At 71.1% G+C, this 16,771-nt stretch carries 17 protein-coding genes; all 17 read left to right on the forward strand.

The window, feature by feature from the left end:
* The first annotated feature begins 133 nt into the window (after positions 1 to 133).
* The 17 genes from OXG55_14435 (at position 134) to OXG55_14515 (ending at position 16,756) form a co-directional block, all read left to right on the forward strand.
* Positions 134 to 604, forward strand: coding sequence for a hypothetical protein (locus tag OXG55_14435; protein MCY4104437.1), 471 nt, complete (start codon positions 134 to 136; stop codon positions 602 to 604).
* Between the two features lie 165 nt (positions 605 to 769).
* Positions 770 to 1,717 (forward strand): 16S rRNA (cytosine(1402)-N(4))-methyltransferase RsmH, encoded by a 948-nt coding sequence (rsmH, locus tag OXG55_14440; protein ID MCY4104438.1) that lies wholly within the window; start codon positions 770 to 772, stop codon positions 1,715 to 1,717.
* Positions 1,714 to 2,085: a hypothetical protein gene (locus tag OXG55_14445; GenBank protein ID MCY4104439.1), complete on the forward strand. Its 372-nt coding sequence runs from the start codon at positions 1,714 to 1,716 to the stop codon at positions 2,083 to 2,085. Before rsmH ends, OXG55_14445 begins: the two co-directional genes overlap by 4 nt.
* Positions 2,082 to 3,872 (forward strand): penicillin-binding protein 2, encoded by a 1,791-nt coding sequence (locus OXG55_14450; GenBank protein MCY4104440.1) that lies wholly within the window; start codon positions 2,082 to 2,084, stop codon positions 3,870 to 3,872. The genes OXG55_14445 and OXG55_14450 overlap by 4 nt, the downstream gene beginning before the upstream one ends.
* Positions 3,869 to 5,305 (forward strand): UDP-N-acetylmuramoyl-L-alanyl-D-glutamate--2,6-diaminopimelate ligase, encoded by a 1,437-nt coding sequence (locus OXG55_14455; GenBank protein MCY4104441.1) that lies wholly within the window; start codon positions 3,869 to 3,871, stop codon positions 5,303 to 5,305. Before OXG55_14450 ends, OXG55_14455 begins: the two co-directional genes overlap by 4 nt.
* The gene (gene mraY / locus OXG55_14460) at positions 5,302 to 6,360 is read left to right on the forward strand and encodes a phospho-N-acetylmuramoyl-pentapeptide-transferase (protein ID MCY4104442.1); all 1,059 of its coding nucleotides are present in this window, start codon (positions 5,302 to 5,304) and stop codon (positions 6,358 to 6,360) included. Before OXG55_14455 ends, mraY begins: the two co-directional genes overlap by 4 nt.
* The gene (gene murD, locus OXG55_14465) at positions 6,357 to 7,688 is read left to right on the forward strand and encodes a UDP-N-acetylmuramoyl-L-alanine--D-glutamate ligase (GenBank protein ID MCY4104443.1); all 1,332 of its coding nucleotides are present in this window, start codon (positions 6,357 to 6,359) and stop codon (positions 7,686 to 7,688) included. The genes mraY and murD overlap by 4 nt, the downstream gene beginning before the upstream one ends.
* Entirely contained in the window at positions 7,685 to 8,878 is a 1,194-nt protein-coding gene (locus OXG55_14470) for a putative peptidoglycan glycosyltransferase FtsW (GenBank protein MCY4104444.1), read from the forward strand. The genes murD and OXG55_14470 overlap by 4 nt, the downstream gene beginning before the upstream one ends.
* Positions 8,875 to 10,038 carry a UDP-N-acetylglucosamine--N-acetylmuramyl-(pentapeptide) pyrophosphoryl-undecaprenol N-acetylglucosamine transferase gene (locus OXG55_14475; GenBank protein MCY4104445.1) on the forward strand — a complete coding sequence of 388 codons (1,164 nt, stop codon included), beginning with the start codon at positions 8,875 to 8,877 and terminating at the stop codon, positions 10,036 to 10,038. The genes OXG55_14470 and OXG55_14475 overlap by 4 nt, the downstream gene beginning before the upstream one ends.
* Positions 10,035 to 11,447: a UDP-N-acetylmuramate--L-alanine ligase gene (murC, locus tag OXG55_14480; GenBank protein MCY4104446.1), complete on the forward strand. Its 1,413-nt coding sequence runs from the start codon at positions 10,035 to 10,037 to the stop codon at positions 11,445 to 11,447. Before OXG55_14475 ends, murC begins: the two co-directional genes overlap by 4 nt.
* Positions 11,444 to 12,406: a UDP-N-acetylmuramate dehydrogenase gene (murB, locus tag OXG55_14485; GenBank protein MCY4104447.1), complete on the forward strand. Its 963-nt coding sequence runs from the start codon at positions 11,444 to 11,446 to the stop codon at positions 12,404 to 12,406. Before murC ends, murB begins: the two co-directional genes overlap by 4 nt.
* 53 nt (positions 12,407 to 12,459) lie before the next feature.
* Positions 12,460 to 13,194, forward strand: coding sequence for an FtsQ-type POTRA domain-containing protein (locus tag OXG55_14490; protein ID MCY4104448.1), 735 nt, complete (start codon positions 12,460 to 12,462; stop codon positions 13,192 to 13,194).
* 154 nt (positions 13,195 to 13,348) lie between these two features.
* Positions 13,349 to 14,431 carry a cell division protein FtsZ gene (gene ftsZ, locus OXG55_14495; GenBank protein ID MCY4104449.1) on the forward strand — a complete coding sequence of 361 codons (1,083 nt, stop codon included), beginning with the start codon at positions 13,349 to 13,351 and terminating at the stop codon, positions 14,429 to 14,431.
* A 13-nt stretch (positions 14,432 to 14,444) separates the two neighbouring features.
* Positions 14,445 to 15,116, forward strand: a complete 672-nt coding sequence (locus tag OXG55_14500; GenBank protein MCY4104450.1) for a laccase domain-containing protein — start codon at positions 14,445 to 14,447, stop codon at positions 15,114 to 15,116.
* Entirely contained in the window at positions 15,113 to 15,769 is a 657-nt protein-coding gene (locus OXG55_14505) for an alanine racemase (protein MCY4104451.1), read from the forward strand. The genes OXG55_14500 and OXG55_14505 overlap by 4 nt, the downstream gene beginning before the upstream one ends.
* 189 nt (positions 15,770 to 15,958) lie before the next feature.
* Complete coding sequence (locus OXG55_14510; protein MCY4104452.1) at positions 15,959 to 16,486, forward strand: cell division protein SepF; 528 nt, start codon at positions 15,959 to 15,961, stop codon at positions 16,484 to 16,486.
* 18 nt (positions 16,487 to 16,504) lie between these two features.
* Complete coding sequence (locus tag OXG55_14515; GenBank protein MCY4104453.1) at positions 16,505 to 16,756, forward strand: YggT family protein; 252 nt, start codon at positions 16,505 to 16,507, stop codon at positions 16,754 to 16,756.
* The last annotated feature ends 15 nt before the right edge of the window (positions 16,757 to 16,771 follow it).

The raw sequence follows: 16,771 nt of genomic DNA on the forward strand, positions 1-16,771 counted from the left end.
TGATTGTCTTGCTCAGTGGGGAGAGGTGGTCTATTGTGGTGAAAAAAGGGGAACAGTCCCTATACTGAACTCCGTTCAGAACAGCCGCGCCGAGCGCAATGCACGGCGCAGAGTCAGTGAGACACGACACACCATGGATAGAACATTCTCCGGCAGTCACGAGCGCTCCATCGACGGTAAGTGGCGCGTCTCGCTCCCGCCGGAGTTCCGCGGCGGGCTGGATGCCGAGGACCGCTGTGTCCTGGGCCGTGTTCCCGGCAGCCCTTGCCTGGGGCTGTGGCGTCAGAAGGGTTTCGACGCCGCCTACCGGCGCCTCGAGGAGGAGGTTCGCACCCGGGGTTCCGGACAGAATCTGCTCCGCTGGTTCTCCGGCAACGGCTATCCCGTTCGGCCCGACGCGCAGGGCCGCATCGTGGTGCCCGAGCCGCTGCGCGAGGTGCTCAGCATCGACACCGCCGAGAGCGAGGCGCGCGTCTTCGTCGCGGGCGTCGGCGAGCGGATCGAGCTGTGGAACAGCGAGGTCTGGCTGGCGACGGTCGGTGGGGCCGACGCCTACACCGATGAGACGGGCCTGGATCCCTGGTCCGAGAGCAGTTGGCTGTGAACGACCGGCCCGCGCTGGTCCGCCGCTCAGCAATCTCCCGGCTGGCAGGAGGACAGCCAATCCCTACTCCGCCCGCTTGCCACTTTCCTTGCGACGGCAACAATCGCCGCGAGGTCCTGGCAGTCGGGAGATTGCTGAGCGGCGGACCGCGGGTGCGACGGCACCGTGGCCGTCCATGAGGGCCCCGGGATCGGAGGGCACGACTCCGTCATGGTCCGCGAGGTCACCGAGGTGCTGGAGCCGATCCCGGCGGGCGTCCTCGTGGATGCCACGGTCGGGGCAGGCGGTCACACCGCCGCCCTCCTGGAGCTTCGCCCCGATCTGAGATTCGTCGGGCTGGATCGAGATCCTGCGGCACTCTCCGCCGCCGCCCGGCGTCTTCCCGACGATGTCCGGCTGCTCCGCTGCAGCTACGCGGAGCTCGGCGCGGTGCTCGCCGAGTTGGGGGTCGGCTCGCTCTCGGGCGTGATCTTCGATCTCGGGGTCAGCTCCATGCAGCTCGACACCGCCGCCCGCGGGTTCAGCTACCGGGCTGCCGGGCCGATCGACATGCGCATGGATCCCACCGCTGAGCTCAGCGCTGCGCAGATCGTCAACGAATGGCCGGTCGAACGCCTGGCGAGCCTGCTGAGGCGCGACGGCGACGAACCGCATGCACAGCGGATCGCCCGGGCCATCGTGGCCCGCCGCCCGCTGCCCGACACCGTCGTTCTGGCCGAGGTCGTGCGCTCCGCCATACCTGCCCGCGACCGCCGGCGCGGCGGGCATCCGGCCAAGCGCAGCTTCCAGGCGCTGCGCATCGCGGTCAACAATGAGATCGCCCAGATCGCCCCTGCGCTCACGCAGGCCATCGACCGACTGGTGCCTGACGGCAGGGGAGTGGTGCTCAGCTACCACTCCGGGGAGGACCGTGTCGTGAAGGACACCCTGGCGGCTGCCGCCTCCGGCGGCTGTGCCTGCCCGCCGAGGCTTCCCTGCGTCTGCGGTGCCGTCCCCAGCATCCGGCTGCTCTCCCGGCGCCCGGCGCGGCCCGCAGCCGAGGAGACACGACGCAACCCGCGCGCCTCGAGCGCCCGCCTACGGTCCTTCCAGAAGCTCCAGGTGGCGGCATGAGCAAGGCTCTCCCCACGCCGCAGCCGGCCGCCACACAGGCAGGCACGCAGTCCCGGCTCCGCGTCGTGGCGCGAGAGCGGCCCAGGTCGAGTCAGGTTCGCCGCCTCGTCGTGTGTGTGGTGGTCGTGCTGCTGGGCGGGCTGTTCGCCATCGGCGTCCTCCAGGCAGTGGTCACGCAGGCTCAGGGACGCATCGACCAGTTGGACCGCCGGATCGACGAGGCGGTCAACCTCGACCGCGAGCTGCGACTGCGGCGTGCCGAATTGCTGTCGCCGGCGCGCCTGGCCACCGAGGCACGGGATCGCCTCGGGATGGTGCCGCCGGAGACGATCAACTACCTGGACCCGGCCGTCCCTCCGGCTCCGTGAGCAGATCCGACCGTGGCCGGCAGCACGTCCCGGGCCAGGCCGGCACCGCCGGGCCGCGGGGCTACCGGTCGGGTGGCCGCCGGGCTGTGCTCGTGATGGCGATGCTGGCGATGGCCGCCGGGCTCGTCTCGCGAACCTTCGACCTGCAGTTCGGCGACAACGACGACATCCTGGCCTGGGCCAGGGAGCATCGCTTGCAGGAGAGCCCGGTGATGGGTGTGCGCGGCGACATCCTGGACCGCTCCGGGGAGCCTCTCGCCACCTCGGTGGAGTGGTCGGCGGTCTACGCGGATCCCTCCCGGATCGCCGACCCGCTCACCGTGGCGGGCGCCCTGGCGCCCACTCTCGGCGCCGACGTGGAGCCGTTGGCCCGGAAGATGTCGGTGCCGGGCCAGTTCGTCTACCTGCAGCGGCAGGTGCCCCCCGAGCAGGCCGCGGCGGTGCACGATCTGGCGTTGGATGGGATTGGCACGGTTCCCGAACTGCACCGGACGTACCCGCTGGGCGACTTCGCCGTGGAGATCGTGGGTTCGGTGAGCACCGACCACGCAGGCATCTCCGGCATCGAACTGCTCCACGACGACCTGCTGGCCGCCAGCGACGGCTCAGAGCTGCGCGAGATGTATCCGGGAGGCCGCAGCGTGCCCGGCGGGGTCAGCGAGTCGGTACTTGCGGTCGACGGCGCCGATCTGCGGCTCACCATCGACGGGATGCTGCAGTTCGAAGCAGCCCGCATCCTGGCCGCCCAGGTGCGCGAGACCGAAGCGGCCGGCGGGGTGATCATCCTCGGCCGCCCGGCAACCGGCGAGATCCTGGCCATGTCCACCGCAACCCGCGACGACTCCGGCGAGGTGGTCACCGGCGCGGAGAACAAAGCCATCACCTGGGCCTTCGAGCCCGGATCGGCGATCAAGGGACTCACCTTCTCCGCCGTGCTGGACGCCGGGCTGGCCGGCCCGGCCACGACCAGGGCCGTACCCGACCGCCTGGTCGTGCACGATTCACAGTTCAGCGACTACTCCCCGCACCCCGTGCTGGACTATTCGGTGCGCGACATCGTCGTGGAATCCTCCAACATCGGGACGATCCTCTGGGGACAGCGGCTCGGCGCCGCCGAACTCGACAACTACCTGCGTCGTTTCGGTCTCGGGGCGCGCAGCGGGCTCGGGCTCTACGGCGAGTCCGCCGGTCTGCTGCCGAACGTGTCGGACTGGTCGGGAACCTCCCTGGCCACGATCGCCATCGGCCAAGGCGTCTCGTTGACGCCGCTGCAGTTGCTGCAGGCGTTCAACACCATCGCCAACGACGGCGTCTACGTCCCGGCGAGAATCGTGGCAGACGTGACCGTGCCCGGCGGGGAGCCCGCGAGCCCGCAACCCGTGCTCGAACCGCGGCGGGTCGTGTCCGCAGCGGCGGCCGTCCACATGCGCCGCATCCTGGGCGAGGTCGTGGCTGCCGGGACGGGCCGGCGGGCGGCGGTGGAGGGCTACGAAGTGGCAGGCAAGACCGGCACCGCCCGCAAGCCTCACCCCGACGGCGGCTATGAGGACGCGGCCGGGAACTATCGCTACGTCGCCACGTTCGTGGGCTTCCTCCCGGCCTCCGACCCGGAACTCTCGCTGATCGTGGTGATCGACGAACCCACGACCACCATCTACGGCGGGAGCGCGGCTGCGCCGGCGTTCGCCGAGTTGGCCCAGATCGCCCTGCGTCGCCTCAAGGTGCCCCCGCCGTCCGGCGACGGGCAGCACCTGATCCTGGCGGCCGGCGGCGGGAGACTCCCGTGAGTGAGCGAGCGACCCTCCGGTCGCTGCAGCAGCGCAGCGGGATCGCCGCTCGGCTGCATCTCCCGACCGGGGTGCGGTCGGTGGACCCGCCGATCACGGTGGTCTGCGAGGACTCCCGCGAGGTGCGAGCCGGAGCCCTCTTCTGCTGCATGCCGGGAAGATCCAACGACGGCCATGACTTCGCGGCCGGGGCTGCCGAGGCCGGTGCCGCCGCGCTGGTCGTGGAGCGTGCCCTGCCGGTGAACCTGCCACAGCTGGTGGTTCCCGAGGTGCGCGCCGCCGTCGGTCCCCTGGCACTGGCCGGCGCGGGGTCGCCGCAGGAGCACCTGCAGCTGGCCGGAATAACGGGCACCAACGGCAAGACCACCGTCACCCATCTGCTGAGCAGCATCCTGGAGGGGTCCGGTCGGCGCTGCGTCGCCATCGGCACCCTGAGCAGCACGCTCACGACGCCGAGGGCAACCGAGTTGGCCGGCCGGCTGGCCTCGGCGCGGGCGGGCGGTGCCGGCGCCGCGGTGCTGGAGGTCAGCTCGCACGGTCTCGCCCAGAAGCGCGTCGAGGGGCTGCGCTTCGCCGCCGCAGCCTTCACCAACCTCTCCCCGGAGCACCTCGACTACCACGGGGACATGGAGGACTACTACCGGGCCAAGCTCAGCCTGTTCAGCGACGCCAGAACCTCCCTCTCGGTGGTCTGCACCGACGACCGCTGGGGCCGGCGCCTTGCCGCCGAGTTGACGGGCGAGGTGCGACGCTGCTCGCGAGACGACGCCGAGGTGCTGGAGGTCGCGGCGCGCTACAGCCGCTTCCGCTGGCGCGGGGTCGAGGTCTCGCTGCCCCTGGGAGGTGCGCACAACATCTCGAATGCGGTGGTGGCGGCCACAGTCGCCGAGGCGCTCGGCGCCCGGGCGGCCCAGATCGCAGAGGGGCTCCGGCGGGCGCCGCGCCTTCCGGGCCGGTTCGAAGTGGTGACCGAATCGCCTGCGGTGGTGATCGTGGATTTCGCGCATTCTCCGGCGGCATTGGAGCAGCTGCTGCGCGCGGGCCGGAACCTGGTGCCCGCGCCGTCTCGCCTGACCGTGGTCTTCGGCTGCGGCGGCGAGCGGGATGAAGGCAAGCGGGAGGCGATGGGAGCCATCGCCTCCCGGCTTGCCGACAGGATCATCGTCACGTCCGACAATCCGCGGGGCGAGGATCCGGCGGACATCGCCCGGTCGGTCATGGCCGGTGTGCCCGACGGCGCCGCGGAGCTGGAGCTGGATCGCCGGCGTGCCATCGCGGCGGCGCTGGCCGGTGCGCGGCGGGACGACGTCGTGATCGTGGCCGGCAAGGGGCACGAGACCCGACAGATCATCGGCGGGAGGTCGCTTCCCTTCGACGACGTCGCGGTGGTGCGGGAAGTCTTGAACTCCGCGCGGGAGGTGTCGGCGACGTGATCCGCCTTCTGCTCGCCGCCGCCATCGCCACCGTCGTTTCCCTGGCGGGCACGCGCCTGCTGATCGCCTTCTTCCGGGCCCGGAACCTCACCCAGCCCATCCGCAGCGACGGGCCCGAGACCCACGCCAACAAGGAGGGCACGCCCACGATGGGCGGACTGGCCATCGTCGGGGGCGGCTGCGTCGGCTACGCGGGGAGCCACTTCATCCACGGCGGCATCTTCACCCGGACGGGGCTGTTCGTGATGCTCGCCATCGTGGGGGCGACCGCCGTGGGGGCCCTGGACGATTGGCTCAAGGTCTCCCGTGCGCACAGCAAGGGGCTCAGCAAGCGCGCCAAGATGCTCGGCCTGTGCGCCGTGGGCGGCGGGTTCGCGGCGCTGACCGTCCTGGCGACCGACATCAGTACCGAGTTGTCCTTCACGCGTGCGGGGGGCATCGGCTTGGACATGGGCCCGGTGGGTTGGAGTCTCTGGGCGGTCCTGATCATCGTGGGGGCCTCCAACGGGGTCAACTTCACCGACGGGTTGGACGGTCTGGCCGCGGGGTCCAGCATCTTCAACTTCGCCGCCTTCACCATCATCGGGTACTGGGCGTTCCGGCACGTGGAGCTGTACAACCTGCCCCACGCCCTGGACCTGGCCGTGGTGGGAGCCGCCATGCTGGGCGGCTGCGTCGGGTTCCTGTGGTGGAACGCCGCCCCGGCCCAGATCATCATGGGCGACGCCGGGGCGCTGGCCATCGGCACCGCGCTGGCCTGTCTGGCGCTCGCGACCAATACCCACCTGCTGCTGCCGATCATGTGCGCCCTGTTCGTGGTGGAGGCCCTGTCGGTGATCCTGCAGATCGGCGTGTTCAAGTCGATGGGCGGGCGGCGCCTGTTCGCGATGGCGCCGATCCACCATCACTTCGAGCAGCGCGGCTGGCACGAGACGTGGGTCATCGTGCGGTTCTGGCTGCTGGCCGGGTTCGCCACCGCGGTGGCTCTCGGACTGTTCTACGCGGACTATTTCCCGCTCCTCGACGCCGGCTCCGCTGCGGGGGGATCGCCATGAACGGCCTCGGAGACGCTCCGTTGCTGCTCTGGGGCCTGGGTGCCACCAACCGGGCGGTGGCGGCGGCGCTGGGTCGGCGGGGCCACCGGTTCGTCGCCACCGACGACGCGCCGGGGCCCGGCATGCGACGGGCGGTGGCCGAGGCGGGCGGGATCCTGCAGCCCCCGCCGGCCGACGACGAGCTGGCGGGACTCATGAGCCGCTGCGGCGCTTTCCTGCCCACGCCCGGCCTGGCGGACCGCCACCGGGCGATGCGGGTCGCCCTCGGCGCGGGCAGCCTCGTCCTCAGCGAGTTCGACCTGGCGGGCGCCTGGGACGACCGCCCCGTCGTCGCCGTGACCGGCACCAACGGCAAGACGACGGTCACGACCCTGGTGGCCGCGGCACTGGCTCCGAGCACCGGGGCGGTGGCCGCGGGGAACAACGAGCTGCCGCTGGTGAGCGCCATCGAGGACGCAGCTCCGACCGTCTTCGTGGTCGAGGCCTCGTCGTTCCGCCTGGGTCGCAGCCGGTCGTTCCGGCCGAAGGTCGCGGCCTGGCTGAACTTCGCTCCTGACCATCTGGACGTGCACGCCTCCCTGAGGGCCTACGAGGAGGCCAAGGCGGGTATCTGGCGACACCTGGGCGCCGGTGACGTGGCCGTGGTCAACGAAGCCGACCCGGTGGTGGCGGCCCGGCGCCCGGCCGCGGGCAGGGTGCTCACCTTCGGCCGGCCGGCGAGTGACGTCGCCGTGTGCGGTGAGTCGCTGAGGGTCGGCGGCGAGCCGCTGGTCGAGACCGCCCGGCTGCCGAGACGGTTCCCTCACGATCTGCGCAACGCCGAGGCCGCCGCCGCGTGTGCCCTCGCCGCCGGCGCGCCCGCAGCGGACGTGCGCGCCGCCCTTGAGTCTTTCCGCGGACTCCCGCACCGGCTGGAACTGGTGGTCGAGACCGGTACCAACCGCTGGTACGACGACTCGAAGGCCACGACCCCCGAGGCGGTACTCGCCGCCAGCGGCGCGTTCGAGTCGCTCGTCCTCATCGCCGGCGGGCGCAACAAGGGACTCGACCTCGCCGGTCTGGCCGGTGCCTCCTCGGTACGGGCCGTGGTGGCCATCGGCGAGGCCGCCGGAGAGGTGGGCGCCGCTTTCGCCGGCTCCCGGCCCGTGCAGCGAGCCACGGACATGGCGGGGGCCGTGGCTGTGGCCGGGGAGATGGCCCTGCCCGGGGAGGCGATCGTGCTGTCGCCGGGCTGCACCTCCTTCGACTGGTACGAGTCGTACCGCCAGCGGGGTGAGCACTTCGCCACGCTCGTGCGCGCCGCGGTAGGCGAAGGAGAGCCGCAATGACCGCGGTGACGGCGGGCCACTCGCGTGCAGGCGGTCGCCCGCACCGGACGGCGACGCTGCAGGCCTTGCGGAACCCGCCGGTGGGGCGGAACACCCGCACCTTCGGTGCCCTCGCTGTCGTGCTGGTGCTCGTGAGCCTGCTGGGACTCGTGATGGTGGTGCTGTCCTCGACGGTGACCTCCATCGAGGCCACGGGGGATCCCTTCTTCCATGCCAAGCGCCATGCCTTGTGGCTGGCACTCGGCATCGCCGCCGGCGTCGTGACGCTCCGGGTTGACTACCACCGCTGGCGAGCACCGCTGGTGACCACCGGTGCGCTCGTGGTGACCCTGGCAGCACTCGCCTGCCTGCGTATCCCGTCGCCGCTCGTGCAGGTCGGCAACGGCTCGGCGCGCTGGATTCGCGTCGGCGGCCTGGTGATCCAGCCCTCAGAGGCGGCGAAGCTTGCACTGGTGCTGTCCGCCGCCTCGCTGCTGTCCCGCCGGCTGGACCGCGTGGCGAGCGTTCGCCAGACGCTGCTGCCACTGCTGGTGGTGTTCGGGGTGATGGCGGGACTGATCCTGGCGCAGCCCAGCCTGGGCACGGTCGTGCTTCTCGGGGGGATCCTGCTGGCGATGCTGTTCCTGGCGGGGCTGCCGGCCCGGCACGTGGCGGCGCTCGTGGCGCTGGGGACCGGGGCGGTCGTGCTGTTCACGATGCTTATCGGCTACCGGCGCCAGCGCCTCACCTCCTACCTCGATCCCTGGTCGGATCCCTACGGCGCCGGCTACCAGGCCGTGCAGGCGCAGGTTGGGATCGCCTCGGGCGGGTTGACGGGAGTCGGACCCGGAGGGGCGCGCTCCAATCTGGCGTACGTGCCCTACGCCCACACCGACTTCATCTTCGTGACCATCGCCGAGAACCTGGGACTGATCGGCGCGCTCGTGGTGGTGCTGCTGTTCCTGTGCCTGGGAGTCCTGGGGATCCGCGTGGTACGCGACGCTCCGGACCCCTACGGGGCGTTCCTGGCGGCGGGGATCAGCGGCTGGTTCGTGTTGCAGGCCTTCATCAACATCGCGGTGGCCCAGAGCCTGCTTCCGACGATGGGTGTGACGCTCCCGTTCGTCTCCTACGGGGGTTCGAGCCTGATCGTGAACCTGGCGGCCGCCGGCATCCTCATGAACGTTGCGCGCCAGGGGCGGACCGCATGAGCGGTCGCCGGCAGCACGTCTGGGCGGTGATCGCGGGCGGCGGCACCGGCGGGCACGTCTACCCCGGGCTGGCGGTGGCGGAGGCCCTCGGCGCCGGCCCGGATCCCCGGCACAGCCGGGTCCACTTCGTCGTGAGCCGGCGCCCGCTCGACTCCGAGATCGTCGTCTCGGCCGGCTTCGAGGCCACGGCGATCAGCGCTCGCGGCTTCCGCCGGCGTCCGGCCGCGGCGAACCTGGCTGCGGCCTGGGCACTGGCACGAGGCGTCTGGCAGTGCTGGCGGCTGCTCGGCCGCACCTCGCCCCGCGTGGTGCTGGCCCAGGGCGGCTATGTCAGCGCGGCGTGTGCCATGGCCGCCCGCCTGCGGAGGATTCCCGTCGTCGTGCTGGAGGCCAACGCCGCACCCGGTGCCGCCAACCGCTTGACGGCACGCTGGGCGGTGGCCTGCGCGGTGGCGTACGAAGAGGCGCGTCTCCGTGGGGCGGTGCGTACGGGACTCCCGGTGCGCGCCGCCATCGCCGGATTGCATCCGGGGACCGGGAGCGAGGCCGCGGCGGGCAACGGCCGCCATGGCGCGCGCGCTGCCCTGGATGTCGGCGAGGGGCGGCGGCTCGTGCTGGTGATCGGCGGCTCCCAGGGTTCGAGCCGTCTCAACGCGGCCGTCGAGGCGGCTTGCGAACTTCTGGCCGGGCGCGCTGACCTGGCGGTGCGCCACGTCACCGGACCCGCGAGGGTGGGTCTCGGCGGACGTTCCACCGGCGGAGCCTCCGGTGCAGGACTCCACTACGAGACCGTGCCCTACGAGCACGACATGCCGACGGCGTTGGCGGCCGCCGATCTGGTCGTCAGCCGCGCCGGCGGCAGTGCCACCGCCGAGTTGGCGATTGCGGGGCGCGCCTCGCTGCTCGTGCCCCTGCCCGGGGCCACGAGCGACCACCAGAACGCCAACGCTGCGGTGCTGGCGGCGGCCGGTGCGTCGCTGGTGATCCCGGAATCCGAACTCGACGGCCCGCGCCTGGCGACGGCGATATCCGACGTCCTCGCCGACCCGGTGCGACTCGGGAGCATGCAGCAGGCTGCGGCCCGGTTCGGCCGGCCCGACGCCGCCGGCCGGGTGGCCGACCTGCTGCTCGCCGCCGCCGGTGAGGGTGCGGGCCCGTGAGCATCGCTCTGGACGGGGTGCGCCACGTGCACGTGGTGGGTGTGGGCGGTGCTGGGATGAGCGCCATCGCCACAGTGCTCGCCGACGCCGGACACGTGGTGACCGGGTCGGACCTGAAGGCCTCGGTGGCCTTCGAACGGCTCCGGGCCCGTGGCCTGGGGGTCGCCGTGGGGCACCGGGCCGAGCACGTCCTCGAACCCGCCACGACCGGCGCCGAATTGCCGGCCGGTCGCCTGCCCGATCTGGTCGCCCGCTCGAGCGCCGTGGGCGACGGCAACGTGGAGGTCACCGCCGCGCGCCGCGCCGGGATCCCGGTGTGCACCCGTGCCGACATCCTGGCCGCCGTCTGCCGGTTGCGGCGAACACTGGCGGTGGGTGGCACGCACGGCAAGACGACGACCTCCTCCATGCTGGCTCTGATTCTCGGCGAGGCCGGCTGCCGCCCTTCGTTCATCGTCGGCGGCGACGTCAACGAGACCGGCAGCGGGGCGGTGTGGGGCACGGGCGAATGGCTCGTGGTGGAGGCCGACGAGAGCGACGGCACGTTCTTGCAACTCGACCCCGAGGCGGCGGTAGTCACCAGTGTCGAGCCCGATCACCTGGAGCGGTACGGGAGCCTCGAGAGCCTGCACGAAGCCTTCGAGCAGTTCCTGGCCGGCGCCGCTGGCTTCCGGTTGGTGTGCATGGACGATCCCCGGGCTCGCCGTCTTGCCGGCAGGCATCCGGACGCGCGCAGCTACGGCGTCGCCGACGACGCGGACTACCGACTGACCGATCTCGCCACGGCGAGAACAGGCGTCGAATTCGCGCTGCATCATCGTGGCGGTGACAGCGCGCGGGTGAACCTGCCGGTGCCCGGATTGCACAACGCGCGCAATGCCGCCGCGGCGATGGCCTGCGCCGAACACCTGGGAGTGCCGCTGGCTCGCGGCGCCGAGATTCTGGCTCACTACGGCGGCGTGTCCCGCAGGTATGAGTTCAGAGGCAGCGTCGGCGGCGTCACCTTCATCGACGACTACGCACACCTGCCCGGCGAGGTGGCTGCAGTCCTGGCGACGGCCCGCGCCGGCGGCTGGCGGCGCATTGTCTGCGTCTACCAGCCGCATCGCTACACCCGGACCGCGGCCCTCTGGCGCGACTTCGGACCGGCGTTCACCGACGCCGACCTGGTCGTGTTCACCGACGTCTATGCCGCCGGTGAGCCGCCCCGGCCAGGGATCAGCGGGAAGCTGCTCGTGGACGCGCTGCTCGACGTCGAGCCGTACAAGCGGGTGGGGTGGTTCCCCCATCGGCGCGACCTTCAGTGCTACCTGGCCCGCGAGCTGCGGCCGGGGGACCTCTGCCTCACGCTGAACGCCGGTGATCTCACCACCTTGCCGGCCGAACTGATCGGCGAACTCGCATCATGAGCGCGGATCGCCCTCGAGCGGCCGGTCACGACTGGTCCGCCGCGGCCGGGCGCCTGGCGGTGGAGTTGGCGGAGAGCCGGGTCGTGGCCGGCGCGCCACTCGGCACGCTGAGCACCTACCGCGTCGGTGGCGCGGCCGGCCTGCTCGTGGAGGTCGGATCCCTGAACGACCTGCGGCGCCTGGCTCAGGCCGCGGCGCAGGAGGGCTGGAACGTTCTCGTGGTCGGGTTGGGGTCGAACCTGCTCGTCTCCGATGCCGGGTTCGACGGTGTGGCGCTGCGCCTCGGCGCGACCTTCGCAGTCACTCGGATCGATGCCCCGGTGGTCACCGCCGGCGGGGCCACGCCGTTGCCGGTTGTGGCGCGGCAGTGCGCTGCCGCCGGACTCGGAGGCTTCGGTTGGGCCGTCGGGGTGCCCGGCAGCGTCGGAGGTGCGGTGCGCATGAATGCCGGCGGACACGGCTCGGACATCAGCGAGGTGCTGCAGAGTGCCGAGATCGTGGACCTTGCGACCGGAGAGGAGTGGCGCGCGGTTCGCGAGGACCTGGCGCTGGGGTATCGGCGGTCAGCGCTGGCGAACTCTCACGTTGTAGCTGAGGTTCAGATTCTTCTGCGACGCAGCCGGCGCGACCGGGAGGAAGCGCTCATCCGCGAGGTGGTGGCATGGCGACGCCAGAATCAGCCCGGCGGCGCCAACACGGGCTCGGTATTCATGAACCCGCCGGGTGATTCCGCCGGTCGGCTCGTCGAGGCCGCCGGCTGCAAGGGCCTCCGGATCGGCTCGGCGAGAGTGTCCGGACTTCACGCCAACTTCATTCAGGCGGATGCCGGCGGGTCGGCGGACGATGTGATGTCACTCATGGTGGAGGTGGCGCAGCGCGTCGAGGCGCACAGCGGCGTTCGACTCCACCCCGAGACCCACTTCGTGGGTTTCGAGACACCCTTCGGGAGCCAATCATGACAGTGCACGCACCTGGCATTCCACACCCCCGTATCGCACGGCGGCGTGCAGTCGTGGATGCGGCCGCACGAGCGAAGGAGGTGCGGCGACGGCGCCTGCTGTGGTTGGCTCTGGCGGTCGCTCTCCTGGTGCTGTCGGGCTACCTGGCCACGCAGAGCGAAGTTCTGGACGTCGACCGTTTGGAGGTGAACGGAGCGGTCAACACGTCCGACGAGGAGATCATCGCGGCGGCTGGGATCCGCGCCGGTGCGCCCCTCGTCGGACTTGATCTGGCCGACGCCCGATTGCGGATCGCGCGCCTGCCATGGGTGAAGGATGTGTACTCCAGGAGGTCCTGGGGCGGTGTCGTGAGTTTCACCGTCACCGAGCGCTCACCGCTGGCGGCTCTGGCGACAGCCGGCGGCTGGGCGTTCGTGGAGGAGAACGGTCGGGTGCTCTCCGTCGAGCCGCAACTCTCCGGGGCCGCCGTGCCGATCGTCGGGCTGAACATCGCACAGGCCGCGCCGGGGGACTGGTTGGAACCGGCCCAACGCGGCGCCGTGCTTGTCGCGGCCGAACTGTATGAACCTGTCCGCGGGAGGGTTCGATCGATCCAGGCAGGGCCCGAGGGGTACGTGCTGGATTTGCACAACACCGGTCGGGTGCTGCTCGGCGACGCCGACGAGATGGCTGCCAAAGTCCTGGCCGTGCACACCTTCATCGAGCGCGTCAACCTTCATTGCATGGACACGCTGGACGTTCGCTCACCCGGCAATCCGGTGTTGACGCGGCGGATACCTTGTCAGTAGACTGTTTCTTATACAAGAGACTGATATAAGGCTCAAGTAAAGCTTTAGATCAGACCCCCGTTCGCCTGGGGACCGGAGAGCAACAGCCGGAAACCACCAGGCAGAACCGGACAGACACATGCGGCTCGCACCGCAGGAATCCCGGGAGGATCCCGTGAGCACCCCACACCAGTACCTGGCCGTCATCAAGGTCGTCGGCGTCGGCGGCGGCGGCGTGAACGCCGTGAACAGAATGATCGAAGCGGGCCTTCGCGGTGTCGAGTTCGTGGCGGTCAACACCGATGCGCAGACGTTGCTCATGAGCGACGCCGACATCAAGATCGACATCGGGCGCGACCTGACGCGGGGCCTGGGAGCGGGCAGTGATCCCGATGTCGGGGAGAACGCCGCAGAGGCGGCGTCCGAGCAGCTGCGGGAGTCCCTCGACGGCGCGGACATGGTCTTCATCACCGCCGGTGAAGGCGGCGGGACCGGCACCGGTGGCGCACCGGTGATCGCCGAGATCGCGCGGGACCTCGGCGCCCTGACGATCGCGGTGGTGACGCGGCCGTTCCGGTTCGAAGGCCGGAAGCGGGCGCTGCAGGCCGAGCAGGGCATCCAGCGGCTCAAGGAGAAGGTGGACACGCAGATCGTGATCCCCAACGATCGTCTCCTCAACGAGGTGTCGGAGAACACAAGCCTGCTGAACGCCTTCCAGATGGCCGACGACGTGTTGCTGCAGGGCGTGCAGGGGATCACCGATCTCATCACGACCCCCGGGCTCATCAACACGGACTTCGCCGACGTACGGGCAGTTCTGTCCGACGCCGGCTCCGCCCTCATGGGCGTCGGCACCTCCTCGGGCGAGGATCGGGCTGCCAGCGCGGCTCGGAAGGCCATCGCCAGCCCGCTGCTGGAATCCTCCATCGAGGGCGCCCGGGGCCTGCTGCTCACGATCGCCGGCAACGCCGACATGGGCCTGCTCGAGGTGACCCAGGCCGCCGAGGTCATCGGCGGGGTCTCCCACGAGGACGCCAACATCATCTTCGGCACTGTCATCGACGAGTCGCTCGGCGAGTCGATGCGGGTCACGGTGATCGCTGCCGGCTTCGATCGCTGGGACGACTCCTCGCCGCGGCGGGAGGAGAGCAGCGCCTCGGCACACCGCAGCCTGCCTGATCCGTTCGCCGAGACCGAGGAGGCCGACGGCGAGTCCACCGGCGAGTTGGAGTTGGACATCCCGTCGTTCCTCCGGTGATCCGGGGCCGCCGGTGCTGGCGCTGACCCTGGAGTTGAAGGGCTCGCGCCGCGCCGAGATCAGATTCAGCGACCGTCGCCAGGGCGACTTCGGTGAGGGATCGCCCGCGCAGCGGGCCTCGCTGGCGGGCGGGCGCTGGACCCGGCTGCGCCAGCAGCACGGGGCGCACGTCGTGACCGTCACTGAGCCCGGTGATGCTGACGGTGCGGCGGCGGACGCTGCGGTCACCGCGACGAGCGATGCTGTGCTGACCGTCCGGACCGCCGACTGCGCACCACTGGCCCTGGTCGCCACAGAGGGCGTGGTGGCGGCTGTGCATGCCGGCTGGCGGGGGTTGGCCGCCGGTGTGGTCGAGGAGGCGACGGCCGCGGTCCGGCGGCTGGGCGGTCTTCACATTCGCGCTTTCGTCGGTCCCTGCATCGGCCCCGAGTGCTACGAGTTCGGGCGCCAACCCCTGGATCACCTGGCCGCGCGGTTCGGTCGTGAGGTCGTCTCACGAACCGCGTGGGGCACCGCAGCACTCGACATCCCGGCTGCGGTTCGTGCCGCGCTGCGGCGTGCCGGCATCACCGACGTCATCGAGGCCGATCGTTGCACGGCCTGCGAGGCCGAATCCTGGTATTCCCATCGAGCCCGTGCCGAGACCGCTCGCCACGTCCTGGCCACGTGGATCAGCCAGAGTTGAACCGGCGCGCCGCGGAGATCCGGCGGCGGCTGGCGCAGATCCGCGAGCAGGTGGCCGATGCCGGCGGTGATCCCGACCGCATCGAGATCGTGGCGGTGACCAAGGGGCGGGATCAACTGACGGCCGCGACAGTCGTCGCTGCGGGGCTCTGCGACCTCGGTGAGAACTACGCGCAGGAATTGCTGGAGAAGGCTCCGGGGCTGGCAGGTGCCCGCTGGCACTTCATCGGCAACCTCCAGTCCAACAAGGTCCGGCGCCTGGCGCCCCACGTCGAGCTCTGGCAGAGCGTCGACCGCCCGCGCCTGCTGCGCGAGATCGCTCGCCACAGCCCGGGGGCGCGGATCCTGGTGCAGATTGCGGCGCGGGCGGTTCCCGGGCGGGGAGGCTGCGATCCGGCGACGGCCCGGCGGCTCGTGGCCGAGGCCGGGGACCTGGGACTGCACCCGGCCGGCCTCATGTCGATGGCGCTGCCCGGCCCGCCCGAGGCGGTGCGCCGGCAGTTCCGCCAGGTGCGCAGCCTGGCCGACGAACTGGAACTCCCGGTACGCAGCATGGGAACCAGCGGCGACTTCACCCTGGCGGTGACCGAGGGCGCCAACCTGTTGCGGCTCGGGCGGGTGCTGCTCGGCGATCCCGCGGCCGCACTCGGATAAGGGCGTCGCGGTGCCGCGCGGCCTACACTTGTGCAAACAACGAGGTGCGATGCACATGCCCGCAACGTCGCCGCTCCGCCACGGCGCGCCGGCACCGAGCGTTGTGGACAAGTCGCAGATCTGCTACCGGTCGAGGCTCGGCACAGGGCGGATCACCCGCACGACTCGCACATCCTTGGAGGAACGCCCATGTCGGCCTTGAAATCCTTCGTGAACTGGTTGGGCCTGGGGCCCGACGAGGGAGAACCGTACGCCGGCCACCTCGGCGGACCCCAGCGGGCACACACCGGGGGCGATCCCTACGGCGGTCCGCCTCCGGAGCGCTACCCAGCAACCGTCGAACCGACGGCGCTTGCCGAGCCGGTGGGTCTGGCGGCGGTGACCGCCACGCCCGAGCCCGTCACCGCCGAACCCGTCGCCCGGCCGGCCATTGCACGCCCGCGCTCATCGGCGACCGCCGTGCGCCCGATCGTGGTCTCGCCGGCGCACTTCGACGAGGCGCAGGAGGTCGGCGACCACTTCAAGCAGCGCCAGCCGGTGATCGTGAACCTGCAGGACGCCAACAGCGACCTGCGCCGCAGGCTGGTGGACTTCGCCGCGGGGCTCTGCTACGCCCTCGACGGTCAGGTGGAACGGGTGACCCCCGGCGTCTACCTGCTCACGCCCAGTGACGTGCGGGTCGCTCTCGAGGAACGAAAGCTCCCCGACGAGTCCTGAACCCTCGGCTGCTGTCCCGTGGTCGTACTCTGCTGGCTGCTGCTGATCTACGCATTGGCCTTCTTGGCGCGCGCTCTGCTGAGTTGGTTCCCCATCCGACCCGACGGTGTGGCGGCCACCCTTGCCGGGGGGCTCATCATGGTCACCGACCCGATCCTGCGCCCGTTGCGCCGCCTGCTGCGGCCGCTGCGCGTGGGCGCCGTGGCTCTCGACTTCGCGCCGACGATCGTCATGGTGGTGCTGTTCGCCGTGCAAGCGCGCATCTGCTGAGCCTCCCGGTGAGGC

The organism is bacterium (assembly GCA_026708055.1).
Classification (GTDB): domain Bacteria; phylum Actinomycetota; class Acidimicrobiia; order Acidimicrobiales; family CATQHL01; genus VXNF01.

Excerpts from the sequence above, each read along its gene's own strand:
- murB (MCY4104447.1), top strand. The coding sequence starts at position 11,444 with ATGAGCGCGGATCGCCCTCGAGCGGCCGGTCACGACTGGTCCGCCGCG.
- murD (MCY4104443.1), top strand. The coding sequence starts at position 6,357 with ATGAACGGCCTCGGAGACGCTCCGTTGCTGCTCTGGGGCCTGGGTGCC.
- OXG55_14435 (MCY4104437.1), top strand. The coding sequence starts at position 134 with ATGGATAGAACATTCTCCGGCAGTCACGAGCGCTCCATCGACGGTAAG.
- OXG55_14510 (MCY4104452.1), top strand. The coding sequence starts at position 15,959 with ATGTCGGCCTTGAAATCCTTCGTGAACTGGTTGGGCCTGGGGCCCGAC.
- OXG55_14470 (MCY4104444.1), top strand. The coding sequence starts at position 7,685 with ATGACCGCGGTGACGGCGGGCCACTCGCGTGCAGGCGGTCGCCCGCAC.
- OXG55_14445 (MCY4104439.1), top strand. The coding sequence starts at position 1,714 with ATGAGCAAGGCTCTCCCCACGCCGCAGCCGGCCGCCACACAGGCAGGC.
- OXG55_14475 (MCY4104445.1), top strand. The coding sequence starts at position 8,875 with ATGAGCGGTCGCCGGCAGCACGTCTGGGCGGTGATCGCGGGCGGCGGC.